This window comes from Lysobacter sp. Root76 (genome assembly GCF_001428685.1).
Classification (GTDB): Bacteria; Pseudomonadota; Gammaproteobacteria; order Xanthomonadales; family Xanthomonadaceae; genus Lysobacter.
This window is the reverse complement of sequence record NZ_LMIK01000005.1, coordinates 538,400-562,993: the sequence shown is the minus strand read 5'-3', so window position 1 is coordinate 562,993 and position 24,594 is coordinate 538,400. Positions and strand designations below refer to the sequence as shown.

The following is a 24,594-nucleotide window of genomic DNA, read 5'->3' as shown; positions in this document are numbered from 1 at the left end:
CGCGCTTTCGATCAGAACTTGTAGCCCACCGTCATGCTGAAGATGCGGCCGAAGTTGTTGGTGTAGCCGGAGAAGGACATCCAGTCGTTGGGGTCGTAGAACGGACGGCGGTCGAACAGGTTCTTCACCGTCGCGCCGACGGTGAGCTTGTCGGTCGGCCGCCAGGTCACGCCCAGGTTGGCCGTCCACCAGGCCGGCGCGCCGTCGCACTTGCTCGGCTCCACCGACACATAGCTACCGGTGCAGGTCTCGGCGTTGTTGTCCTCTTTGTCGATGCGGTCGTAGGCCCACTTGGTCCTGCCGACGTAGTTGACGTAGAAGCTGGTGTTCCAGTCGCCGTAGTTCCAGTCGACGTTGAAGGTCGCACGCACGCGTGGGTTGTTGTAGTAGCCGACCGAGTTGCCGTACATCCAGCCCGAGGCGTCGTCGACGTAGTACATGTTGCGGCGGGCGATGGTCGCGGCCACGCCGACGTTCAGGCGACCCCATTCGCCCAGGTCGAAACGGCCGCGCGCGTCGATGTCGAAGCCGTCGACCAGGGTGCGGCCGCGGTTCTTGTACTGGCCGACGACGCTGGAGATGTTGCCGATGCTGTAGCCCGGCAGCGTGCCCGGGCAGGTCACGCCGCTGGCCGGATCGGCGCACATCGCCGCCAGGGCGGCCAAGTTGGCGCGGTCGGCGTCGGTAATGCCGAAGCGCCGCAGCTCCAGAACGTCCTCCGGCTTGCTGTAGTCCGGTGCCACGATCTCATTGCGGCGATAGATGAACCAGTAGTCGGCCGAGACCGACAGCCAGTCGGCGGGCTCGTACACAAAGCCCAGCGTCGCGATCTTGGCCTTCTCCGGCTTCAGGTCCTGGTTGGGTTGGGTCAGGCGCGCCACGTTGCGGCTGCAATCGGAATTGCGCAGGGTGCGGCCCAGGTCCACGTCGCCGGGACGCGCGGACTGCAGCAGCAGGCTGGCGATGGCGTTGGTTTCGTTGCAGCGGATCTCGTCGCGGTAGCCGCCGATCTGCGCGAACACGCCGCCCTCGCCGGACTCGGCCAGGCTGGGCGCGCGGAAGCCTTCGGAATAGGTGCCGCGCAGCAGCAGCTGATCGAACGCCTGGTACTTCAGGCCGATCTTGGGCGCCAGGTTGGCGCTGAAGTTGGGGTACTTGTCCAGGCGCGCGGCGACTTCCAGCTCCAGCTTCTCGGTGATCGGCGCCACCGCCTCGCCGAACAGCGCGTAGGTGGTGCGCTTGCCGTCGAACCAGGAACCGCCCTGCTGGGTGATCAGGCCATTGGCCGCGTCGGCGTTACCGGGCGTGTAGAAGGTTTCGCGGCTGAGGTTGAAGCCGAACGCCGCGCGCACTTCGCCCGCGGGCAGCGAGAACAGCGGACCTTCGATCTTGCCGTCGAGGGTGTGCAGGCGCGTCCACGACTCGATGTCGAAGGTCGGATAGGCCTCGCGCAGCAGCTTGGCGTTGGCCTCGCTGATCTCGCCGAACTTGTAGGCCGGGTTGTCGGAGATGATCACGCGTCCCGTGCCCGGGTCGACGGTGAACGGACCGAACGCGCGTTCGAAGCCTTCCAGGTTGACGTTGGCCGTCTGGTAGGTGACCGAATGCGAGCCGGCCGTGGTGAAGGCGCTTTCCCAGTTCCAGTCGCCGAGGCTGCCGCGCAGTCCGAACATGCCGCGGTAGCTCTTATCGGTATTGCGTTGACCGAAGTGGTTGTCGCCGACGTCCTGCAGCAGGTACTGCAGCCCGACCACGCCGCCGTTGATCGCGCGCAGCGCCGGACTGGCCTTGTTGTAGACGTTGTTGGGGCCCAGGTACGGGTAGAAGAACTGGTTGACGGTGTTGCCGGTGTTGCGCGAGAACCAGCTGGTCGGGTTGCCGGTGGTGGTGCCGAAGGCGCGCGGGGTGCCGCCGTTGGCGCGCAGGTCGATGTCGGTGTAGGTCGCCTCGGCGAACGCTTCGGTCGTGTCGCCGATCAGGAAGCGCGCGCTGACGTAGGCGGTGGCGCGTTCGGACTGGGCGCCGCCGTCGATCTCGTTGTTCAGCCAGGTCTGCCAGATACAGCGCGGACCGGCCGCTTCGACGACGACGTTCTGGCAGCCGGGCGCGGCCTCTTGCGTGCGCCGGCCGGTGACCGGATTGATCGCGAAATAGCTGCCGGGGTTGAACACGCCCGGCGCGCTGCCGGTGCCCAGGCGCAGGTTGTTGATGTAGTTCGGGTTGTTGACGTAGTACTGCTCGGGCTTCTTGTCGTACCACTCGGACAGCGGAATCGGGTCGCGCCGGTACAGGTTGACCGAGCCGTAGACGTTGTAGCGGTCCTCGTCCAGATCGCCGAAGCCGCCGGTGAAGCTGAGCTGGTGCTCGCCGTAGGAATCGAAGCGCGGCGCGAAGTCGGTGGTCAGGTTGATTTCCGCGCCCTGGTACTCGCGCTTGGTGATCACGTTGATCACGCCGGCGACCGCGTCGGTGCCGTACACCGCCGAGGCGCCGTCGGTCAGCACTTCCATGCGTTCGATCGCCGCGGCCGGGATCGAGTCGATGTTGACGAACTGGGTCTGGAAGCCGGCCGGCGCGCCGTAGTACGACAGGCGGCGGCCGTTCAACAGCACCAGCGTGCCTTGCGCGCCCAGGCCGCGCAGATTGGCCTGCGAGGCACCATCGGAACCGGTGAACAGCGACTTGGAATCCACCTGCGCCGGGCGTGCCGCCGGCAGGTTGTCGAGCACCTGCAACAAGGTGCGGGCGCCCATGTTCTCGATGTCCTGCTTGCTGATGACCTGCACCGGCGAAGCGGTTTCCACATCGGTACGTTTGATGTTGGAGCCGGTGACTTCGATCCGCTCCAGTTCGGTGGCCTTCTCCTTGGCCTCGGCGTCGGGCGCGGCGGTGTCGGCGGTCTGCGCGTAGACCGGTCCCGCCAGGGCGGCGGCCAGGGCGACGGACAGCACGGTGACGGGGATGCGGCGATGGCGACAGCGTTGGCTTGAATGCAACATCTTCGGCTCCATTTCGATCGGCAGCGCTCGGCGCTGCGCGTGCGGGTTGGCTTGCGTGAGGCAACAAAGCTCCGGTGCCGCGGCCCATGGCCGCAGTCGGAAGGCGAGTGCTTGGTGTGACGCTGGCTTAGGGCGTGGCGATGCTGGCGGTATCGCCCTCCTGTCCGATCAGGACCGCATTGGCCCAGTTGCCGCAGACCTGCGCCGGTTTCGCGCCCTGTGCTCCGAGAGTGCGCAAGCTCAGGCGCTGCAGGCCGCGGATATCCAGTTCGGGTTTGACCACGGCAGGCGCACGCAACGGGCCGCTGTCGTAGAGCAGGCGGTCGTCGCCCCAGACCTGGAACTGCAGGCCGCCGGCCTCGCGGCAGCGGTCGTCGATGCCCAGGTCGGCGCGCAGCAAACGCCAGCCGCCGTGCAACTGCACATCGATGCGGCTGGCCGCGCCCACGCCCAGACCGCGGCGAAATTGCAGACCGTTCATGCGCATCTCGCCGGCGCCGCCGTGCGCGCGGTCGCGCGCGACCTCGTTGGCCAGCGCCGCCGGCAGCTCCAGTTCGGACAAATACCGCTGCTGCGCCGGACGCTCCGGCGTGCGGTGTTCGAGGATGCGGAAGGTGGACAGGGCGATCGGGCCGACATCGCGCGGACGCAGCGCATCGACCGCGCGCGCGGCGCCGTTCTGCGCCGCCGACACCATCGGATCGCTGCCGCTGGCGGCGTCGCCGTCCGGGTTCTGCGTGCTCAGCACGCGGAAGCGCAGCATCCGGCCCGCGCGCGGCGCGAAATCGATGCGCTGCAGTTCCTGCTGCAACTTCAGCTGTCCGCGCGCGATCGGCTCGCCCCACTCGCCGTTGCTGTCGGCCAGGTAGACCTCGTAATCGCGGACCTGGCCGTGCTTCCAATGCTGGTCGTTGCGCGGCGCCAGTTCGATGCCGTCGATCAGGCTGCGTTCGCCGAAGCCGATCGTCCATTCGTGTGCGCCGGTGCGCACGGCCTGATTGCGCAGGGTCCGGAACCAGGTCGCCGGATCGTCGTCGAAAGCCTTCTCCAGCGCGTGGCCGGGTTCTTCGGCAGGACGGTTGATCACCAGCAGGCTGTCGGCCGGCAGCGCGCGGCCGAGTTCGGGCGCGGTCGGGAACGCATCGTCCGGCACGGCCGCCGCGACCGGCAGGTCGAGGCGGAAGTCCAGCGCGCGGCGAATGTCGATGGGCGCGGTGCGCACGTGCAAGCTGCCGCGACGTTCGGCCGGATCGAAGTACCAACCCTCCGTAGCCGAGGCCAGTGCGGCGCGGTCGGCCAGCGCCGGCAGCGCGCGACCGTCGAGTTCGACCGCGCGCGGGCGCTCGCGGCTGAGTACGCGCAAGGCGTAGCGGCGCTGCGGCAGCTGTCCGGCGTACTGGCCGCGCTGCGCTTCGATGCGCACGCGCACTTCGCCGCTGCCCTGCTCCGGCGCCTGCATGGCGATGACCTGCTCGGCGAACTCGCCCTGCACATAACGGCGGGTGCCGCCGTCGTCCTCATACAGGGTGTAGTGCGACTCGCCCTGCGGGTACAGATCCAGAGTCAGCTCGTCGAGCGGCTTCTCGCCGTCGTAGAGCATGGCCGGGTACATCGGCAGGATCGCGCCGGCGCGCACGAACAGCGGCAGCGTCGCCAGATCGACCTGGCGATCGAGTTGACGGCCCTGCGCGCCGGCCTGCAGCTGGCGACCGTCCCAGTAGTCGATCCAGCGGCCCGGCGGCAGGTGGATGTCGCGGCGCCAGCCGCGGCTGGCGGCTTGGCTGCGGTAGACCGGCGCGACCAACAGCTCGCGGCCGAGCAGGAACTGGTACTTGTGCGCCTCGGTGTAGGCCTGCGGATCCTGCGGGTAGTCCCACATCAAGCCGCGCACCGGCGGCGCACCGCTGCGTTCGGCCTCGCGCGTCAACCCGTACATGTACGGCGTCAGGCGCATCTTCAACTTGAGGTAGTCGCGGTTGATGCTGCGGTAGGGTTCGTCGTACCACCACGGATGCTTGCGCCCCGCCGACGACCAGCCGGACATGCCCATCAGCACCGGGGTGAAGCTCTTCCACTGCAGATCGCGGGTGTAGGTCTCGGCGCTGCCGCCGAAGATGCCGTCGACGTCGCCGGTGGCGTAGGCCATGCCCGACAGGCCCGAGCCGATCAAGGTCGGGATATGCCAGCGGATGTAGTCCCAGCTGCCGCTCTGGTCGCCGGTCCAGGCCACCGCGTAACGCTGCACGCCGGCCCAGCCCATCACCGTCCACAGGAACGGGCGCGAATCGGAATTGTTGAGGATGCCGTCGTAGGCCGCGTGGTTGGCGTCCATCGCAAACTGATAGCCCTTGCCGGTCCAGGCGACGTCCAACTTCTGCACGCGACTGCCGGCCTTGCCGACTTCCCAGGCGATCTTGTCGACGCCGTCCTCGGTCCACAGACCGGTGCGGAAACCGTAGCGCGCCAAACCCTGCGCGACTTTCGGCAGATCCTTGTAGCCGCAGCCGTAGCCGTCGTTGGGCAGGATCCAACCGCCCGGCATGTCGTGTTCGCGGTATTGGCGCGCGACGCTCTCGACCACGTCCGGCGTGGTGCCGGTGGGGCCGTCGCTCCAGCCTTCGGGCACGGTGCCCGGCTTCTTCTTGTTGTCGCCGTCGTTGTAGCAATCGGCGTCGCCGTAGGACAGCGCCCAGCGCGGCAACAGGCCGGCGCGGCCGGTCAGCGCGGTGTAGCGGTCCAGCAGTTCGGGCAGGCCGGCGCCGACGAAGTAATAGGCGTCGAAACGGTCTTCGCGATGCAGCAAGGTGGACTGGTCGAGCTGACGCAGGTCGTAGTTGCCGTCGCTCCAGGTGTTGCGGAGCATGCCCCAGCCGCGCGAGCTCAACAGCATCGGCGCCGGACTCGGACGATCGCCGTCCTCCCAGCCGCCGGAGTAGGAAATCTCCAGCTCGCGACCCTTGAACTCGAAACGCCCGTTCTGCTGACCACCGCCGTAGTAGTGCTCGCCGGCTTCGCTGGACAGCACCTGCACGCTTTGGTCCTTGGCCAGATCCAGCGGCTGCAGTTCGCGCCACAGCGGCAGCGTCTTGCCGGCCGCGATCCGGTCCATCGACAGACGCAGCGGCTGGCGTTGGATATGCAGCACCAGCGCGTCGGTGCGGATACGCAGCTCGTCCGCGTCCTCTTCGAAGGTGTAGGCCACCTTCGCCGCCGGCTGCGCCAGCACGATCGGCGTGGCCTTGTCGGCGGGCGCGGTCAGCTTGCCGTTGCGTCCGGCCTGCACGCGCAACAGATCGGCGCGCAGCAGATCGATGCGGATGCGCGCGCCGTTGTCGGCGGTAAGGGTCCAGGTCGGCGTGGCCGCGCCATCCGATGCCGGCGCGATCGCGCGCAGCTTGCCCAGAGGTTCAGCCAGGGCCGGCGCGGCGAACAGCCACAGCCCGCACATCGCTGCGGTCAGCTGCCGGCCCCTGCTGCGTGCATCGGTTCCCACTCTTGCCCCCAAGCCGCCGTATGCGGATATGAAACCCTTGCGGCCGACTCTAGGGCAGCGCGTCGAAATATGTCAACAAATTGCAAAGGAAAAAGAAGGATATTTTCTTTATATCGAAAGATTGTGCAGAGCACAACTTACAGTTACGGGCGCGGTCCGTGCGTATTTTCTGCTCATCCACTCGATTGCTGCAGAGCAGCATGATGAAAGCTTAATTCGACTGTCTGCGGGGCCCGGGAACCGATAACTTTCTATTAGCTTTCGATATTTGACTTTTCGAAAGGAAACACAGATCGTGCATGTGCCCAACAGGAACCGTGAATGGACGCTCCCGTGCTCCCCGACTTGCCCGCCTGGCACCGCCTGGGCGGAGCCCACACCGCCGAAGAAATCGCCCAGCAGCCCGCGCTGTGGGAAGACCTGGCCGCGACGCTCGATCGGCAGCGCGAGCGCATCGACGGCTTTCTCGGCGACTGGCTGCGCCAGCCCGGGCACCGGGTGATCCTCACCGGCGCCGGCAGCTCCGGCTTCATCGCCGAGATGGTCGCCGACCAGATCAATGCGCAGTGGCCGGCCGACGTGCGCGCCCTGCATACGACCAGCCTGCTGACGCATCCGTCCCTGTACCTGCAGCGCGAGCGACCGACCCTGCTGGTGTCGTTCGGGCGCAGCGGCTCCAGCCCGGAAAGCATCGCCGCGGTGGAACTGGTGCGCGAACGCGTCGCCGACGCACGCTTCCTCGACATCACCTGCAACGGCGAAGGCGAACTCGCACGACGCGGCCAGGGCCGCGCCGACACGCTCACCTTGCTGATGCCCGAGGCCAGTTGCGACCGCGCCTTCGCCATGACCAGCAGCCTGAGCTGCATGCAGCTCGCCGCGCTCGCCGTATTCGATCAAGCGCCGTGGCCGCAGCGGCTGCAGCAGCTGCGCACGCTCGCCACGCACGGCCGCCGCGCCTTGGCGGACTGGGACGCAGCCGTGGCCGCGCTCGCGCAGGCGCCGTACACGCGCGTGATCTATCTGGGCAGCGGCCCCTTGGAATCGCTCGCGCGCGAAGCCGCGCTCAAGCTGCTCGAACTCACCGCCGGCCGCGTGCTCGCGCTGGCGAACACGCCGCTGGGTTTCCGCCACGGCCCCAAGTCCACGCTCGATAGCGAGACGCTGGTGGTGCTGCTGCGCAGCGCCGAACCGGTCGCGCGCCGCTACGAGCAGGATCTGCTGGACGAACTGCGCCGCGACGGCATCGCCGCGCGCGTGCTTTCGGTCGGCCCGGGCGACGAGCGGGCCGATGCCGGCGATTTCACTCTGGATACACCGGCCCTGCCCGATCCCTGGCTGGCGCCGCTGTGGCTGAGCATGGCCCAGCGCTACGCCCTGCACCGTTCCGCCGGCCTGGGCCTGACGCCCGACAATCCATTCCCCGACGGCACCGTCAACCGTGTCGTCCAAGGCGTGATCATCCATCGCCATGACTGATCCGAACGCCTCCGCGCAGACCTGGTACGGCCTGGACATCGGCGGTACCAAGATCGAACTGGTCGCCTGCGACCAGGCGATGGAGGTGCGTTATCGGCGCCGCGTCGCCACCCCGACCCAGGATTACGAGGCCTTCCTGCAGGCGGTCGCCGACCTGGTGCTCGCCGCCGACGCCGACCTCGGACACGCCGGTGCGGCGGTCGGCCTGGGCGTGCCGGGCGTGGTCGATCGCGACAGCGGACGCCAGCTCAGCTCCAACGTGCCGGCGCTGACCGGCCAACGCGTCGAGCAGGACCTGCGCGCACGCTTGCAGCGCCCGCTGTTTCTCGGCAACGACTGCCAATGCTTCGCCCTGTCGGAAGCCCACGGCGGCGCGGCCGCCGGCTATCCCAGCATGTTCGGCGCGATCCTCGGCACCGGCGCCGGCGGCGGTTACTGCCTCGACGGCCGGCTGATCGCCGGCCACAACGGCATCGCCGGCGAATGGGGCCACTGGAGCGCGCCGGCCGCCCTGCTGCAACGTCATTCCCTACCGCTGCTGGACTGCGCCTGCGGCCTGCGCGGCTGCATGGAGCGCTACGTCTCCGGCAGCGGCCTGGCCCTGATCCACCATCAGCTCGGCGGCGACACCATCGACGCCAGCGCGATCGCGGTACGAGCGCAGCAAGGCGAGATCACCGCGCTGCGCGCGCTCGACATCCACCGCGATCTGCTCGGCTACGGCCTGGCCGGCCTGGTGCTGGCGCTGGATCCGCACGTGATCGTGCTCGGTGGCGGCCTGTCGAAACTCGAGCTGCTGTACCGCGATTTGCCCGCGGCGGTCGCCGCGCATCTGTTCCGCGGCCCGCGCGTGCCGCCGATCCTGCCGCCCGCGTTCGGCGATGCCGGCGGCGCGCGCGGCGCGGCCTTGCTCGCGCGTCAGCGCAGCGCTTCCTGATTCCCAGAACCGCCGAGGCCACATGTCCGCCGTGCAATCGCTGATCGCCGCCCACCGCCGTGGAGAAAACGTCGGCCTGTACAGCGTCTGTTGCAGCAACGAGCAGGTGCTGCTGGCGGCGATGCAGGTCGCGCGCCGCTACGACACCGTGCTGCTGATCGAGGCGACCTCGAACCAGGTCGACCAGTTCGGCGGTTACACCGGCATGAACCCGGCCCAGTACCGCGACTACGTGCTGCAGTTGGCGCGCACGCAGGATTTCCCGAGCGAACGCCTGATCCTCGGCGGCGATCACCTGGGTCCGAACGCCTGGCAGCGACGCCCGGCCGCCGAAGCGATGGCGCATGCGCGCGAGCTGATCGCCGCCTACGTCGCCGCCGGTTTCCACAAGATCCATCTCGACTGCAGCATGTCCTGCGCCGACGACCCCACCCCGCTGCCGGACGAGATCGTGGCCGCGCGTTCGGCCGAGCTGGCGCGGATCGCCGAACGCACCGCCGCCGACGCCGGCCTGCCGCCGCCGGTGTACGTGATCGGCACCGAAGTGCCGGTGCCCGGCGGCGAAGCCTCGCTCGCCGGCGGCCTGTCGGTGACGCGCCCGGACGCGGCCGCCCGGACCCTGGAGATCCACCGCCTCGCCTTCCAAACACCGGACCTGGCTCCGGCCTGGGAGCGCGTGATCGCGATGGTGGTGCAGCCCGGCGTCGACTTCGACCACAGCAGCGTGCACCACTACGACCCTCGCGCCGCGGCCGAACTGTCGGGCTTCGTCGAGAGCCAGCCGCGCATCGTCTACGAGGCGCATTCCACCGACTACCAGACCGAGGCCTCGCTGCACGCGCTGGTGCGCGACCACTACGCCATCCTCAAGGTCGGCCCGGCCGCGACCTACGCCTACCGCGAGGCGCTGTTCGCGCTGGCCGCGATCGAAGACGAACTGCTGCCGCCCGCGCAGCGCTCCGATCTGGTCGAAGTGCTGGACCGGGTCATGCGCGAACGTCCCGCGCATTGGCGCAACCACTACAGCGGCGACGAACGCCAGCTGCGCTTGCTGCGCGGCTACGCGCTCAGCGACCGCTGCCGCTATTACTGGGGCGAACCGGAAGTACAGGCCGCGGTGGAGCGGTTGCTCGCGAACCTGCAGGCGCTGCCGCCGCCGGCGATCCTGCTCAGCCAGTTCATGCCCGAGCAGTTGCGCGAGATCGAAGCCGGCCGCCTTGCGCCCGAGCCGCTGGCGCTGATCCGGCACAGGATTTTCGGGCGCCTGGCCGAGTACGCCCGCGCCTGCGCCCGCAACCGCGCTGGCGCGTTCGACGAAAACGAAACCTCTGCTGCCAGCGTGCTTTCGGAACGGTAAGCTTCGGCTTCCGTTCCGACAACCAAGGCCCGTCATGCGAAACACCCGCCAACGCCGGCAACAGATCCTGCAATTGCTGGTCCAGCACGGCAACCTGCAGGTCGCGGACTTGGTCGAGCAGTTCGGTGTGTCGTCGGTGACGATCCGTGCCGACCTCAGCCATATCGAGTCGCAGGGCCTGGCCACGCGCAACCACGGCGGCGCCACCCTGGTGCGCACGCCGCCGCAGGAACAGGACATCCACGAGAAGGACGCGCTGAACCTGCCGCTGAAGGAGTCGATCGGCGCGCATGCCGCGCGGCTGGTCAAGGCCGGCGACAACATCATCATCGACTCCGGCTCGACCACGATGACCCTGGCCCGCCACCTGCGCCAGCATCGCGACGTCACGGTGATGACCAACGGCCTCAACATCGCCTGGGAACTGGCCAACGCGCCCGGCGTCGAGCTGCTGCTCACCGGCGGTTTGCTGCGCAAGCAATCGCTGTCGCTGCAGGGCAGCCGCGCCGAGGCCAGCCTCAACCCCTACAGCTTCGACGCCGTGTACCTGGGCGTGGACGGGCTGGACCTGCAGTTCGGGCTGACCACCCACCACGAGGCCGAAGCCAGTCTCAACCACCGCATGGTCGAACACGCGCGCCGGGTCGTGGTGCTGACCGACGCCTCCAAGTTCGGACGCGTCAGTCTGCACCGCATCGCCCGCCTCGATCAGATCCACACCGTCATCACCGACGACGGCATCAGCAGCGAGTACCGCGAGGGACTGCAGCGGCTGGGCATCGAGGTGATCATCGCCGAGCCGCCACCTTGACCACGCCACGCGTACTGCACGGCCGCATCCTCACCGCAACGGGATGGGTGCGAGGGAACATCGAGTTCGACCAACGCGTGCGGCGCATCCGCGCCACGCACGACGATGCGGACGGCGGCGACGGCCCGCTGATCCTGCCCGGCTTCATCGATCTGCATGTGCACGGCGGCGCCGGCGTGGACCTCATGCAAGGCGGCGACGTCGCCCGGACCGTGGCGCGCACCCACGCCCGACACGGCACCACCGCCCTGCTCGGCACCACCATGACCGCGCACGAGGACGACATCGTCCAGGCCCTGCACGGTCTCGCCGACGCCATCGCCATCCGCACGCCGGACATGGCGCGGGTGTTGGGCGTGCACCTGGAAGGCCCCTACATCAGCCTCGAACGCCTGGGCGCGCAGCCGCCGCTGGCGATCGAGGCGACCATGGCGCAGGTGCGGCGCCTGCATGCCGTCGCACCGATCCGGGTGCTCACGCTCGCACCCGAAGTCGGCCAGCACCTGGCGCTGATTCCGCAACTCGTCGCGCTCGGGATCCGCGTCCAGCTAGGCCACAGCGCCGGCAGCTACGAGGACGGCGTGGCGGCGCTGCAGGCCGGCGCTTCCGGCTTCACCCATCTGTTCAACGGCATGACCGGGCTCGACCACTACCGCCCCGGCATCGCCGCCGCCGCACTCGCCCACGCCGAGTACGCCGAGCTGATTCCCGACCTGCAGCACGTGCATCCGGGCGCGATTCGCACTGCGCTGCGCGCGATCCCGCGCCTGTACTGCGTGACCGATGCGACCGCCGCGACCGGCATGCCCGACGGCGAGTACGCCCTGGGTTCGCAGCGCGTGCACAAATGCCTGGGCTGCGTGCGCCTGGGCACCGGCTCGCTGGCCGGCAGCGCACTGACCATGGACCAGGCGCTGCGCAACCTGGTATCGCTGGGCCTGGACCTGGCCGACGCCTCCGATCGCCTGTCGCGCTATCCGGCCGACTACCTCGATTTGCACGACCGCGGCCGCCTGCAGGCCGAGGCCTGGGCCGACCTGGTGGTGCTGGATCCGCAGCTGCAAGTGCAGCGGGTCTTCGTCGAAGGGGACGAGGTCGCGCTGGCCTGAGCTCACCCGTTCGAATCGTCTTCCCCAATCGCCACCGCCGCCGACGCGTCCGCGCCGCGCGGCCTTCCCCTCCCAGACAGGATCGGCACGATGAACGACGTTTCCGCCGCCACGCCCATGCACGCCAGCGCCACGCCGTCATGGCGCATCCGCTACCTGTTGTTCATCGCCGGCATGGGCGGCCTGCTCTACGGCATCGACATCGGCATCATCGCCGGCGCGCTGCCCTACCTGGAGACCACCGCGACCGCGAGCTGGCACCTGAGCAGCCAGCAACTCGGCTTCGTCGTCGCGGCAGTGCTGTTGGGCAGCGTGCTGTCCTCCCTGTTCGCCGGCGCGGTGGCCGACCTGATCGGACGCCGCGGCGCGATGCTGCTCAGCGGCGTGCTGTTCACCCTCAGCATTCCGATCATGGCGCTGGCTTCGGGCTATCTGCCGCTGCTGCTGGGCCGGCTGCTGCAAGGCATCAGCGGCGGCCTGATCGGCGTGGTGGTGCCGCTGTACCTGGCCGAAGTGCTGAGCCCGGAACGGCGCGGCCGCGGCGCGGCGATGTTCCAGCTGTTGCTGACCATCGGCCTGGTGCTGGCCGCGGTGATCGGGCTGTACCACGCGCATGCGGTCGACATCGCTACCGCTTCGGTGCAGCAACTGGCCGCCGAAGAGCAGCAGCGCGTGCTGTTCGCGGTCAAGGACCACGCCTGGCGCACGATCTTCTGGAGCTGCCTGCTGCCGGGCATGGTGTTCAGCGCCGGCGTGCTGCTGCTGAGCGAATCGCCGCGCTGGCTGGTGCGACGCGGCCGCATCGAGCAGGCGCGCATGGCGCTGCAACGCACCGTGCCCGCGGCCCAGGTCGAAGCCACTCTGCAGCAGATGCAGACGCCCGCGAGCGAGCAGACCACCGGCGTGGCCCAGCAGCGCGACCGCCTGCTCAGCCGCCGCTACGTCTGGCCGTTCCTGCTGGCCTGCGCGATCCTCGCCTTCACCCAGGCCACCGGCATCAACTCGGTGCTCGCCTACGCGGTCAACATCCTCAACCAGGCCGGCCTGCCCGGCGCGGCCGCGAACTGGGCGGACGTGGCGATCAAGCTGCTCAACGCGGTGATGACCGTGGTCGCGCTGGTACTGGTCGACTGCAAGGGGCGCAAGTTCCTGCTGATGCTCGGCAGCGGCGGCATCGCCGTGGCCCTGCTCGCGGCCGCGCTGCTGTTCCTGCAAGCCGAGCGCGGCCTGCAGGACGTGCGCCAACCGCTGCACCAGCAGATCGCCGGCGACGCGCTGTCGCTGCGTCTGGATGCGGCGCAATGGCAGCGCCTGGGCGGCAACACCGCGGCGCAGCCGCAACAGTTGACGGTGGCCTACGCCTACGGCGGTTTCAGCAACGTGCGTTCGCTGCGCAGCGATGCGATCGGCACCGCCGAACTGACGATCCGGCGCGAGGACAGCGTGCAGGCCGACAGCGTAATCGGTGCGTTCTTCCGCCGTCTGCACCTCAACCCCTTCCCCGACCCGGCCGCCGCGGCGCAAGCCCCGCTGACGATCGAGCGCGCCAGCATCGGCCCGGTGCCGCCGCCCGCGCACGGCTGGGCGGTGGCGACCTGCATCCTGGTGTTCGTCGCCTTCTTCGCGGTCGGCCCCGGCGTGTGCGTGTGGTTGGCGCTATCGGAGCTGATGCCCACGCGCATCCGCTCCAACGGCATGAGCATCGCCCTGCTGATCAACCAGTTCGTCTCCACCGTGATCGCGGCGATCTTCCTGCCCACGGTCGGCCAATACGGCTACGCCAGCATGTTCTTCTTCTGGGCCGGCTGCACCGTGGTGTATTTCCTGGTCGCGGCCTTCTTCCTGCCCGAGACCAAGGGCAAGTCGCTGGAACAGATCGAAGCGCATTTCCGCTGAGGGCGGCGCTTCGGGCGCGGGCGGGCGAACCGCCCGACGCGCGCCGTGCCCAAGCACCATCCCCATATCGCAACTTCATCGCTCGGATGCGCCCGCGAATGGATTAAAGCGCGTTCATGAAGATCAAGGCCGTTCGCATGCGCGCGACCGGCCTTTGTTCTTTAATGAGGGAATGCGGCCACCGAACGACCCTCGACCCGGGCGACGCCTGATGGGCCCTGCACCATGTCGCAACGCATCCTGATCGTGTGCCGCGGCAATCTCTGCCGCAGCCCCATGGCCGAAGCGCTGATGCGCCACCGCGCATCGGCGCTCACGGTGACCTCGGCCGGATTGGCCGCGATCGAGGGCAGCGATATGGATCCCGCCGCGCGGCGTGCGCTCGCGGCGCATGGATTGGACGCGCAAGCGCATGTCGCGCGCCAGGTCACGCTGGCGGCCATCGAATGCGCCGATGTGGTGCTGGCGATGGAAAAGCGTCACATCGCCGCCCTGCTCGCGCTGTCGCCGGCCGCGCGCAGCAAGGCCTACTTGCTTTCGCGCTGGAGCGACAAGCTCGACATAGACGACCCGTTCGGCCGTTCGCAGGATGCATTCGATCGCAGCTGCGCGATCATCGCATCGGCAGTGGATGCTTGGCTAGCGAAACTCGATTAATGCGATCGCGCTCGCTGTTTCCGTTATCGCAACATCGAACACGATCTCGTTCATTGAACTGAACTCAAGCCTAGCGAGCGTGCAGTTTCACGACGATGAATCTGCGATCTTCATGAAATCATCAACTTCCGCCGAATAGATTTCGTTGCGAACCGATATCGCTCGCGCCTCTCGCGCTGAACGGAAATATCGAATTCGTGCAGGTGGTTGTTGTAGGTGCGCACGCACACGGAACGCAACATCCGGGACATTCCCCTCCGAGGTGTGTGCATGAACGACCACAAGTTGGTAGCCGCCAGCGCGATCGCCTTGGCTGTCACTTTGTTTGCCATCTTCTCCATCCGGCCTTGGGCACGCAGGTTCGGCCTGGTCGACAAGCCCGATGCACGCAAGCGCCATCGCGGCCATATTCCGCTGATAGGCGGGCTTTGCTTCTTCCTAGGCACGCTGATCGGCCTGGGCTATCTGGGCTACCTCGACCGTTTCGTCACCAGCCTGATGATCGGCTCGGCGGCGATCGTGATCGCCGGCGCCCTCGACGATGCGCACGATCTGAGCGTCCGCTCACGCCTGGTGATCGAAGCCGGAGCGACCTTGCTGGTGATCGGCTTGTCCGGCTTCTACGTGCGCGACCTGGGCGACTTCGCGGTGACGGGCGATACCTTCGGCCTCGGCCCATTCGGCATTCCGTTCACCATCGTCGCAGTGATCGGGCTGATCAACGCCTTCAACATGCTCGATGGCATCGACGGCCTGGCCGCGACCATGGCCATGGCCTGCATCGCCGCGATCCTGCTGTTCAACGGCACGCACTGGACGGTGCCGGGGGTGCTGGTCCTGCTGCAGGTGATGTTCGCCGCGCTCATTCCCTATCTGTTGGTCAACCTGGGCTGGCCCGACGGGCGCAAGGTGTTCATGGGCGATGCGGGCAGCACCCTGATCGGCTTCGTGCTGGCCTGGAGCCTGATCTACGTGAGCCATCCGCGCATCGCGCGGCTGTCGCCGGTGGACGTGATGTGGTGCGTGTCCCTGCCGGTGATGGACACCCTCTCGGTCATGTTCCACCGCATGCGCGCCGGCCGATCGCCGTTCCGTCCCGACCGCCGCCACCTGCACCATCTGCTGATCGGCGCCGGCCTCAAGCCGCGCGCGGTGCTGGTCGCGATCCTGGGCCTGTACGGCGCGCTGATGCTGTTGGGCTACAGCCTGCGCAAGGCGCCCGAGCCGGTCAGCGGCGCGGTTTTCATCGTCTGCCTGATCGCCTACGTGCTCGGCCTGACCGCGATCCTGAGCCGGCTGCCGCAGCGTTCGCCGGCCGCCGCCGCCGCGACGGGCGCGACGCCCGAAGCCGCGCAAGCGTCGCTGCCGGCGCTCGACGAGTTCTCCCCGGACCAGGCGCCGCCGCTCAAGGCCTTGTGCGTGTTCGCCGACCCGCCGGATTCGGCGCAGATCGGCCCCATCGCGCAGCAACTCGCGCGCGACGAGCGCTTCGAATCGACCGTCTGCGTGACCACGCCCGATCCGGTCGACGCGACCACCCAGGTACTGGATGAGTTCGGCCTGGTCGCCGATCTCGCGATCGATCTGCCCGCGCCGGTGCGCGACGGCCCTGAGCTCGCCGTGTCCGCGCTGGACGGCCTGCAGCGGGTCATGGACGAGGTGCAGCCCGATATGGTGCTGGTGCCGGGCGATACCTCGGCCTCGTTGCTGGCGACCCTGGCCGCGCATTACCACCACGTGCCCGTGGTATGCGTGGATTCCGGCCAGTCGGCGCCGGAACTCGCCGGCGCGGACGATTCCGCCCGCGGCATCGCGCTGGCGCTGGCGACCCTGCACCTGGCCAACGACGACGATGCCGGGCAACTGCTGGTCGATCGCGGCGTTCCTCCCGAACGCGTGCTGGTGACCGGCGATCCAGCCAACGATTTCGACGCGTGCGCGCGCGTCGCCGACGCATTGGCGGGCCTGCGCTCCGCAGCCCACACCGCACAGACCCCGACGTGGGGCGTGGGTTCGCCAATCCCGCCTGAGGCCGACACGGTACGGGTCTCATGAATCGCAATACCGACATCGCGCCCGGACGTGCACGCATGCGGCGCCTGCCGCCTGCGTCTCCGGGCCTATGCCGGCGCGCCACTTTCAAGGGTGAACAGACATGGCAACGCAACTGATACCGCGAACCGAGCCCATCCAGGCGATTCCCGCCGTCGCGACACGCGAGGACGACATCGACCTGCCCAACCTGGTCTCGACCTTGGCCGATCACAAATGGACGATCGCGTTCGGCACCCTGCTGTTCTTCCTGCTCAGCGCGGCCTACGCCATGCTGGCGACGCCGAAGTACGAAGCCAACGCCGTGGTGCAGGTCGAAAGCCGGCCGCCCACCGTGCCCGGCCTGAGCACCAGCAGCGCCACGCCCATGCCGCCGGTGGTCGACGCGCCGGCCGCGACCGAATCGCAGTTGCTGACCTCGCGCCGCGTGCTGGGCGAGGCCATGAGCGAGCTGGATCTGGATGTGAGCGCCAAGCCGATGCGTCTGCCGGTGATCGGCGATCTGATCGCGCGCGCGCAACAGCGCTTCAATCCCGGCGTACTGGCCGCACCCTGGCTGGACCTGAAGCAGTACGGCTGGGGCGGCGAGCGCATCGACGTCGCCCACCTGAAGCTGCCCGACGCACTGATGGATGTGCCCTTGCGATTGCAGGCCGGCGAACACGGCCGCTATGTCCTGTTCGGGCCCGACGGCCAGCAACTGCTGGAAGGCACGGTCGGCAGGACCGCCAGCAACGGCCAGGGCGTGAGCCTGGATCTCAAGACCCTGGTCGCCCAGCCCGGCACCCGTTTCGAGTTGCGCAAGTTCAATCCGGTGGCGGTGATCAGCGCGCTCAAGAACGACATCACCGTCGCCGAGCAAGGCCGCAGTTCGGGTGTGATCGCCCTGACCTACGCCCACGAAGACCCGATCCGCGCGCGCGAAGTGCTGGACAAGATCACCCAGGCCTATGTGCGCCAGAACGTCGCGCGCAATTCCGCCGAGGCCGCCAAGCGCCTGCAGTTCGTGAGCAAGCAGCTGCCCAACGTGCGCCGCGAACTGGCCAACGCGCAGGCGGCGCTGAACGCGTTCCAGACCCGCACCCACACCCTCGATGTCGGCATGCAGAACCAGGCCCTGCTCAACCAGACCGTCGCCCTGGACACCAACATCCGTCAGCTGCAGGTGCAGTTGGCCGACGCCGGCAGCCGCTACACCCCGTCGCACCCCGTGTACGCGTCGCTGGCGCAGCAGATCGCCCGCTTCGAGGGCGAGAAAGGCCGCCTGCAGGGCCAGATCAGCCAGTTGCCGGACACCCAGCAGGGCCTGTTCCGCTTGAACCGCGACGTCGAAGTCATCAACCAGACCTACGCCAATCTGCTCGACCAGGAGCAACAGCTCAACATCGCGCGCGCCAGCGCGGTCGGCAACGCGCGCATCATCGACCCAGCCGACGTCAACCTGGACAGTCCGGCCTGGCCCAAGCCGATGCTGATCCTGGCCGTCGGCACCGCCCTGGGCAGCGTGCTCATGGTCGCGCTGGTGCTGCTGCGCCAGACCTTCCGGCGCGGCGTCGAGGACCCCATCGACATCGAGCTGCTCGGCCTGCCGGTGTATGCCTCTATTCCGTTCAGCGCGCGCGGCCGCCAGATCGCGACCCAGCCCGGCCGTAGGCGCCGCGACGGCCGCCAGCGCCTGCTCGCGCTGCGATCGCCGTCCGACCTGGCGATGGAGGCGCTGCGCACCCTGCGCACCAGCCTGCATTTCGCCCGCATGGAGATGAAGAACAACGTGCTGATGATCGCCGCGCCCAGCCCCGGCGTCGGCAAGACCTTCGTCTGCGCCAACCTCGCCGTCACCATGGCCCAAGCCGGCCAGAGCGTGTTGCTGATCGACGCCGACATGCGCCGCGGCACCCTGCACCAGGCCGTGGGCGTACGCTCCGAGGGCGGCCTGTCGGAGCTGATTTCCGGGCAGATCACCCCCGAGGACGCGGTACGCAAGGTGCCGGGCACCGAGCGCATGTCGTTCATTTCGCGCGGCGCGGTGCCGCCCAACCCTTCCGAACTGCTGATGCGGCCGCGTTTCGCCGAGCTGCTCAAGCAGATGGCGCGCGACTTCGACGTGGTGGTGATCGATACCCCACCGGTGCTGGCCGTGACCGACGCCGCGGTCATCGGCCACCACGTCGGCACCTGCCTGATGGTGGTGCGCTGGGGCCTCAACCAGCAGCGCGAGATCGCGCTGGCCAAGCAGCGCCTGGAACAGAACGGCGTCGACGTGCGCGGCGCGATCTTCAACGCGGTCGAGAAGCGCGGTTCAGGCCAGTACGCCTACAGCTACTACGACTACCGCGCCCTCCACGAAGCGCCGGCGAGGCGGTGAGCATGCGCATGCAGATCACCATGTCGCCCTACTACGGCACGCCCGACTTCTCGGCCCTGGACGGCGCGGCGCCGGCGAGGCTGGACCCGGTGTCGGTGGCGGACCTGTTGCGCAACGCCTTCGTGTATCCGCCCTACTCGATCTACGAGGGCGTGCGCCTGGTCACCTTCGGCTTCTGTCCGCAGGAAGACATGCACGCCGATCCGAACTTCCGCTTCAAGTTCCGCAATGCCGGCGAGATGCCGGAGCAGGTGGGCGTCGAGCAGGACTGGGTGGGCGTGTACCACCGCCTGCTGTGCCAGGCCGTGAGCCGGCGCTGCGCCGACATGCGCGCGCCCTGGCTGCTGCAAAGCGGCGGCAAGGACTCGACCACCCTGGCCATAGCGATCGCGCAGGCGCGTCCGGACACCGTGTGCATCACCTATCTAGGCGGCCGCGAGGAAGACGAAGTCGCTTCGGCCGCGCAGGTCGCGCGCACGCTGGGACTGCGCCATCACGCCCTGGTCTGCGACCCCGGCCGGGCCTACGACCGTTACCTGGACCTGATTCCGCGCATGCCGCTGCTGACGGCCGACTTCGCGTTGCTGTCCTACGCCGATCTGGGCACCGAGATCGCGGCCCTGGGCGGCGACGGCGTCGTCGACGGCCTCGGCGCCGACAGCTATTTCGGCACCCCGATGAGCACGCGCCAGCAGCTGCTGTCCGGTCTGGCGCGGGAGTTGCGGCTGCCGCCCTCCCTGTCCGAGCTGCCGTTGGTGTCCCGCAGTTTCCACCTGTGCTATCTGCTCAGCACCCTGCAGATGAATCCGGTGGAGCGGGTGTTTCCCGGCTCGCGCTTCAGCGACGAGGAGGTGGACGCCCTGTTCGGGCGCGAGGTCTCGCGGCAGTCGCGCGAACGCCTGCAGGTGTTCGCGCGGGAGATCGGATCGGCCACCAGCGCCTGGGAGTGGCGCGACATGTCGACCTCGATCGCGGGCTCCGCCGGCGCCTTCGCCAAGGGCCTGTACGTGTCCGAGGCGCTGGGCCTGGGGGTCGCCTATCCGCTGTGCGACCGCGAACTGCGCGAATGGATCCACCACGAAGTGCCGGGCTATCAGAAGGTCGACCCGGCCAGCCAGCTCAACAAGATGCTGATCCGGCGCCATATCGCGACCCGATTCCCGCAGCTGCCCTACGTCGAGCGCAAGGGTTCGTTCCGCTTCGACCTGCGCGGCCTGGCGCGCCAGCGCTACGATCGGGTGCGCGACTACGCCGAACGCGCGCGCGATTTCCTGCCCGGCGCGACGGCCTGGCTGGACCGCAATCGCGGCCGTCTCGACAACAAGTACTACGCCTCCAAGTTCTACCTGCTGGCCGTGGTCCTGCCCTGGCTGGATCGGCATGCCGCCGACACCGCCGCCGCCCAGCCGCGAGCGCGCCATGCGCCGGCATGGAACTGAGCACGACGGCCGACGCCGGGCGCTGCTGCGCGCCGGCCTGACCGCGCTGCTGGGCGCGATCGCGCCGCAGGCGGGCGCCGGTCCCTCCCGCGACAGCGTGCGCGTCGACGTGCGCGCTCACGGCGCGCGCGGCGACGGCCGCCACGACGACACCGCCGCCTTTCAGTCGGCGATCGACGCCCTGCCCGCGAGCGGCGGCACGGTGGTGGTGGCGGCCGGCGACTACCGCATCGATCCGCAACGCAGCCTGCGCCTGCGCAGCCGCATGCACCTGGCCATGGACGCCGGCACGCGCCTGCTGGCGATCCCGAACCCGGCCGCGCGCGCCTACGTGCTCAGCCTGATCGGCGTCGACGACGTCGAGGTCTCCGGCGGCCGCATCGTCGGCGATCGCGACACCCACCTGGGCGCCACCGGCGAATGGGGTCATGGCGTGATGGTGCGCGGCTCGTCCTCGGTGACCCTGCGCGATCTGCACATCTCGCGCTGCTGGGGCGACGGCATTTCCATCGGCGGCGACAAGGCCGCCGGCGGGCGCGTCACACCCAGCAGCGACGTCCTGATCGCCAACGTGCGCTGCATCGGCAACCGCCGCCAGGGCCTGACCATCGGCCGTTCGCGGCGGGTGCGGGTGCGCGACTGCGAATTCGCCGACACCGGCGGCACCCTGCCCGGCTGCGGCATCGACATCGAGCCCGACGCCGGCGACAGCGCCCGCGACGCGGTGATCAGCGGCAGCTTCATCCACGGCAACCAGGGCGCCGGCGTGCAGATCTACAAACGCAGCGCCGGCGTCGTCCTGCGCGGCTGCACCATCGAGGCCAATCGCGGCCACGGCGTGCTGGTCATAGGCGCCAGCGACTGCACCGTCGTCGACAACCGTATCCGCCGCAACGCCCTGGGCGGGCTCAGCCTGCGCCCGGGCAGCGACGGCGTGGTGGTGAGCCTGAACGAGTTCGTCGCCAATGGGCCGGCGCGCGCGCGCGGCGGCAAGGACGGCCTGCGCGCGCGCCAGCTGTCGGTGGCGGCGGAAGCGCGCGCGGTCCGCATCGACGACGACAACCGCTACAGCGAATGAGTGCGATTCCATGCAAATGGGCTTCGCGCAAATGGGCTCCGCGCAAACGGATTTCGCGCAAACGTCCGTATGCTCCGCCGTCCCTATCCATAGTCATCAACTTGAATGCGCGGCATCCTGAACGATTTTCCTCTCAATGTTTGCGCGCGCGCACAGATAGCGAAATTCACGATTCCGGTTCAGGCACCCTGCGCTAGATTGCGCCGGTCACGAACATGATCGTGACGTGATGACGCACCAGCGCATCGCAACGCAATTCTCTGAACAGGGGTCATCCCGGGAACCATAGTGAACGAAGCCCATTCCGGCGGCGTAGCGACGCCGCGCCGCGATTTTCTCCGCAAGTCCTTGCTCCTCGCCGTACCCGGCATCCTCTCCTTCTCCTACCTTCCGCGCGCCTTGGCCGCGATCGGAAGCACGTCCGACGCCACCTACACGCCGCCCACGCGCGCGCGCGGCGCCGCGGTCCTCAACGTGCTCGACCACGGCGTGTACGGCGACGGCGACCACGACGACACCACCGCGTTCCAGGCCGTGATCGACGCGCTGCCCGCCGACGGCGGCACCGTCTACGTTCCGGCCGGTAACTACATCATCGACCCGACCCGCAACCTGCGCCTACGCAGCAATATGCACCTGCAGCTGGCCGACGGCGCCAAGCTGCTGGCCAAGCGCAACAGCGCCGACCGCGCCTACGTCCTCATGGCCTACAAGGTCAGCGACGTGGAGATTTCCGGCGGCCAGATCGTCGGCGACCGCGACAACCACCTGGGCACCACCGGTGAATGGGGCCACGGCGTCATGGTGCGCGGGTCTTCGCGCGTCACGATCCGCGACATCCGCATTTCCCGCTGCTGGGGCGACGGCATCTCGGTCGGCGGCGCGATCGTCACCGGCCTGCCCACGGTAATCTCGCAGAGCGTGGTGATCGCCAATGTGGCGTCTACCGGCAACCGCCGCCAGGGCCTGTCGATCGGCCGATCCAGCGAGATCAAGGTCTACGATTCGGAGTTCAGCGACAACGTCGGCATCGCGCCGGGTTGCGGCATCGATGTCGAGCCCGACGCCAACGACCTGGGCACCACCACCACGGTGCACATCGAGAACTGCTTGATCACGGGCAACCAGGGCAACGGCATCCAGGTCTACAAGCGCGTCAAGGGCATCACCATCAAGCGCTGCACGATCGAGTACAACGGCGGTTATGGGATCCTGACCATCGCCCCCGTCAGCGGCTACATCGCGCTCAACCGGATCGCGCACAACTATCTGATGGGCGTGATGCTGCGCTCGGCGACCACGTCCTACCAGGTCAGCGGCAATGTATTCCGCAACAATCACACCCGCTTGCACGGGGTAAACACCACCGACCTGCCGCTGGTGTCCATGACCGGCCTGGTCGGCGGCAACAACGGCAACGGCGCCCACATCCAGGCCACCACCGACTGCATCGACCTGCGCGTGACGACAAACTCGTACGCCAAATGAACGCGCATGCGCGCAGAGCCGGCGACAATGCCGGCGCTGCGCGCCATGAATGCGTATCGACGTTCGCAATTCATCCAACGATGCGACAAACGGCGCGATCGCCGTCCATCGTTGCGCGCCGTCTCGCACTCGTTCACCTGCGGCCCGGAAACGTGAGCATGTCGTAAAAATCCGCGCCAGCGGGTGTGGCTACAATCGAACCACCTCCGTTGATCCGATTCGGTCGCCCGCATCGCCTCTTCGTTCCTGCGCGATGCACGACCGCGATTTTCTATGCGTATCGTTTTCTTTGCCAACACGGACTGGTACCTCTACAACTTTCGTCTTCCGATGGCGCTGCAGCTCCAGCAGCGCGGCGCCGAGGTGGTGATGCTCTCGCCGCCGGGCGAGTTCGGCGAGCGCTTCCGGCAGCACGGGCTGCGCTGGCTGACCTTGCCGATGGACCGGGTCAGCCTGAATCCCCTGCGCGAACTGTGGACCCTGCAGCGCCTGTTCGCCCTGCTGCGTGCCGAACAGCCCGACCTGCTGCATAACTTCACCGTCAAATGCGCCATCTACGGCGGCATCGCCGCGCGCGCGGCGCGGGTGCCGGCGATTGTGCACGCGGTGGCCGGCATGGGCTTCGTCTACGCCAGCGACCGCGTCAAGGCGCGCCTGCTGCGTCCGGTGGTCGGCGGATTGATGCGCGGCGTATTGGGCAGGGGCCATTCGCGGGTGATCCTGCAGAATCCCGACGACGCGCAAACCATGGCCGAAGCCGGCCTGGTGCCGGAGGACCGCATTCGCCTGATCCTGGGCTCCGGCGTGGACACCGAACGTTTCCAGCCGGCGCGCGACGATGTCCCCAGGCCCTTGCGGGTGCTGCTGGCGGCGCGCCTGGTGCGCGAGAAGGGCGTGCACGAATTCGTCGCCGCCGCGCGACTGCTGCGCGAAAGCGGACGCAACATCGAATTCCTGCTGGCCGGCACGCCGGATGCCGGCAACCCCAGCTCGGTGGCGCAGGAGGAAGTGGAGGCCTGGCACCGCGAAGGCGTGCTGCGCTGGCTGGGCCACGTCGAGGACATGCCGGCGCTGCTCAACTCCGTCGACGTGATGACCCTGCCCAGCTACTACCGCGAAGGCGTGCCGCGCTGCCTGCTCGAGGGCGCGGCCTGCGGCCTGGCCCTGATCACCACCGACATGCCCGGCTGCCGCGAGATCGTCAGCGAGCACGGCCAGGACGGCCTGCGGGTGCGGCCGCGCGACGCCGCCTCGCTGGCCGCGCTGCTGGCGCGGCTGGACGACGATCGCGCGCTGCTGCGGCGATTGGGCGAGAACGCGCGCACGCGCGCGGTCCGCGACTTCGACGAACGCAGCGTGATCAGCAAGACCTTCGAGGTATACGACGAACTCCTGGGGCGCGTCCCCCAGGAGGCCGTGGCCGAGCCGCGGTGA

At 68.5% G+C, this 24,594-nt stretch carries 15 protein-coding genes; 13 read left to right on the top strand and 2 right to left on the bottom strand.

Translation table 11 applies throughout. The features are described from left to right. Window positions 1–11 precede the first annotated feature (11 nt). Together ASE10_RS09790 and ASE10_RS09785 are read right to left on the bottom strand one after the other, a co-directional pair. A complete protein-coding gene (locus ASE10_RS09790) occupies window positions 12–2,999 on the bottom strand; it encodes a TonB-dependent receptor (protein ID WP_055908527.1) in 2,988 nt (995 codons plus the stop codon). 127 nt (window positions 3,000–3,126) lie between these two features. Next, a complete protein-coding gene (locus ASE10_RS09785; protein ID WP_056304771.1) occupies window positions 3,127–6,447 on the bottom strand; it encodes a TIM-barrel domain-containing protein in 3,321 nt (1,106 codons plus the stop codon). Window positions 6,448–6,813: 366 nt separating this feature from the next. Here ASE10_RS09785 and ASE10_RS09780 point away from each other — a divergent pair, with 366 nt between their 5' ends. The 13 genes from ASE10_RS09780 to ASE10_RS09720 all read left to right on the top strand — a co-directional run bounded on the left by ASE10_RS09780 (window position 6,814) and on the right by ASE10_RS09720 (window position 24,594). Beyond that, window positions 6,814–7,971 (top strand): SIS domain-containing protein, encoded by a 1,158-nt coding sequence (locus tag ASE10_RS09780; protein WP_055908023.1) that lies wholly within the window; start codon window positions 6,814–6,816, stop codon window positions 7,969–7,971. Continuing rightward, a complete protein-coding gene (locus ASE10_RS09775; protein WP_056304769.1) occupies window positions 7,964–8,908 on the top strand; it encodes an ROK family protein in 945 nt (314 codons plus the stop codon). Before ASE10_RS09780 ends, ASE10_RS09775 begins: the two co-directional genes overlap by 8 nt. 22 nt (window positions 8,909–8,930) lie before the next feature. Continuing rightward, window positions 8,931–10,265: a D-tagatose-bisphosphate aldolase, class II, non-catalytic subunit gene (locus ASE10_RS09770; RefSeq protein ID WP_055908017.1), complete on the top strand. Its 1,335-nt coding sequence runs from the start codon at window positions 8,931–8,933 to the stop codon at window positions 10,263–10,265. Window positions 10,266–10,299: 34 nt separating this feature from the next. Further along, window positions 10,300–11,076 (top strand): DeoR family transcriptional regulator, encoded by a 777-nt coding sequence (locus tag ASE10_RS09765; protein WP_055908014.1) that lies wholly within the window; start codon window positions 10,300–10,302, stop codon window positions 11,074–11,076. Further along, window positions 11,073–12,185 (top strand): N-acetylglucosamine-6-phosphate deacetylase, encoded by a 1,113-nt coding sequence (locus ASE10_RS09760; RefSeq protein ID WP_055908011.1) that lies wholly within the window; start codon window positions 11,073–11,075, stop codon window positions 12,183–12,185. The genes ASE10_RS09765 and ASE10_RS09760 overlap by 4 nt, the downstream gene beginning before the upstream one ends. A gap of 117 nt (window positions 12,186–12,302) precedes the next feature. Then, complete coding sequence (locus tag ASE10_RS09755; RefSeq protein ID WP_056304767.1) at window positions 12,303–14,081, top strand: MFS transporter; 1,779 nt, start codon at window positions 12,303–12,305, stop codon at window positions 14,079–14,081. 225 nt (window positions 14,082–14,306) lie between these two features. Further along, window positions 14,307–14,738, top strand: coding sequence for a low molecular weight protein-tyrosine-phosphatase (locus ASE10_RS09750; protein ID WP_055908005.1), 432 nt, complete (start codon window positions 14,307–14,309; stop codon window positions 14,736–14,738). Between the two features lie 270 nt (window positions 14,739–15,008). Further along, a complete protein-coding gene (locus tag ASE10_RS09745; RefSeq protein ID WP_055908003.1) occupies window positions 15,009–16,793 on the top strand; it encodes a UDP-N-acetylglucosamine 2-epimerase in 1,785 nt (594 codons plus the stop codon). A gap of 100 nt (window positions 16,794–16,893) precedes the next feature. Continuing rightward, a complete protein-coding gene (locus tag ASE10_RS09740) occupies window positions 16,894–19,155 on the top strand; it encodes a polysaccharide biosynthesis tyrosine autokinase (RefSeq protein ID WP_056304764.1) in 2,262 nt (753 codons plus the stop codon). 2 nt (window positions 19,156–19,157) lie between these two features. Beyond that, window positions 19,158–20,594 carry an asparagine synthase-related protein gene (locus ASE10_RS09735; RefSeq protein WP_055907997.1) on the top strand — a complete coding sequence of 479 codons (1,437 nt, stop codon included), beginning with the start codon at window positions 19,158–19,160 and terminating at the stop codon, window positions 20,592–20,594. Continuing rightward, entirely contained in the window at window positions 20,575–21,672 is a 1,098-nt protein-coding gene (locus ASE10_RS09730; RefSeq protein ID WP_162255269.1) for a right-handed parallel beta-helix repeat-containing protein, read from the top strand. The genes ASE10_RS09735 and ASE10_RS09730 overlap by 20 nt, the downstream gene beginning before the upstream one ends. A gap of 288 nt (window positions 21,673–21,960) precedes the next feature. Beyond that, window positions 21,961–23,160, top strand: coding sequence for a right-handed parallel beta-helix repeat-containing protein (locus tag ASE10_RS09725; protein WP_056304761.1), 1,200 nt, complete (start codon window positions 21,961–21,963; stop codon window positions 23,158–23,160). Window positions 23,161–23,433: 273 nt separating this feature from the next. Then, the gene (locus tag ASE10_RS09720) at window positions 23,434–24,594 is read left to right on the top strand and encodes a glycosyltransferase family 4 protein (RefSeq protein ID WP_055907989.1); all 1,161 of its coding nucleotides are present in this window, start codon (window positions 23,434–23,436) and stop codon (window positions 24,592–24,594) included.

Coding starts and splice junctions, on each gene's coding strand:
- ASE10_RS09775 (WP_056304769.1), top strand. CDS start 7,964: ATGACTGATCCGAACGCCTCCGCGCAGACCTGGTACGGCCTGGACATC.
- ASE10_RS09765 (WP_055908014.1), top strand. CDS start 10,300: ATGCGAAACACCCGCCAACGCCGGCAACAGATCCTGCAATTGCTGGTC.
- ASE10_RS09720 (WP_055907989.1), top strand. CDS start 23,434: ATGCGTATCGTTTTCTTTGCCAACACGGACTGGTACCTCTACAACTTT.
- ASE10_RS09780 (WP_055908023.1), top strand. CDS start 6,814: ATGGACGCTCCCGTGCTCCCCGACTTGCCCGCCTGGCACCGCCTGGGC.
- ASE10_RS09750 (WP_055908005.1), top strand. CDS start 14,307: ATGTCGCAACGCATCCTGATCGTGTGCCGCGGCAATCTCTGCCGCAGC.
- ASE10_RS09790 (WP_055908527.1), bottom strand. CDS start 2,999: ATGTTGCATTCAAGCCAACGCTGTCGCCATCGCCGCATCCCCGTCACC.
- ASE10_RS09740 (WP_056304764.1), top strand. CDS start 16,894: ATGGCAACGCAACTGATACCGCGAACCGAGCCCATCCAGGCGATTCCC.
- ASE10_RS09730 (WP_162255269.1), top strand. CDS start 20,575: ATGCGCCGGCATGGAACTGAGCACGACGGCCGACGCCGGGCGCTGCTG.
- ASE10_RS09735 (WP_055907997.1), top strand. CDS start 19,158: ATGCGCATGCAGATCACCATGTCGCCCTACTACGGCACGCCCGACTTC.
- ASE10_RS09785 (WP_056304771.1), bottom strand. CDS start 6,447: ATGTGCGGGCTGTGGCTGTTCGCCGCGCCGGCCCTGGCTGAACCTCTG.
- ASE10_RS09745 (WP_055908003.1), top strand. CDS start 15,009: ATGAACGACCACAAGTTGGTAGCCGCCAGCGCGATCGCCTTGGCTGTC.
- ASE10_RS09770 (WP_055908017.1), top strand. CDS start 8,931: ATGTCCGCCGTGCAATCGCTGATCGCCGCCCACCGCCGTGGAGAAAAC.
- ASE10_RS09755 (WP_056304767.1), top strand. CDS start 12,303: ATGCACGCCAGCGCCACGCCGTCATGGCGCATCCGCTACCTGTTGTTC.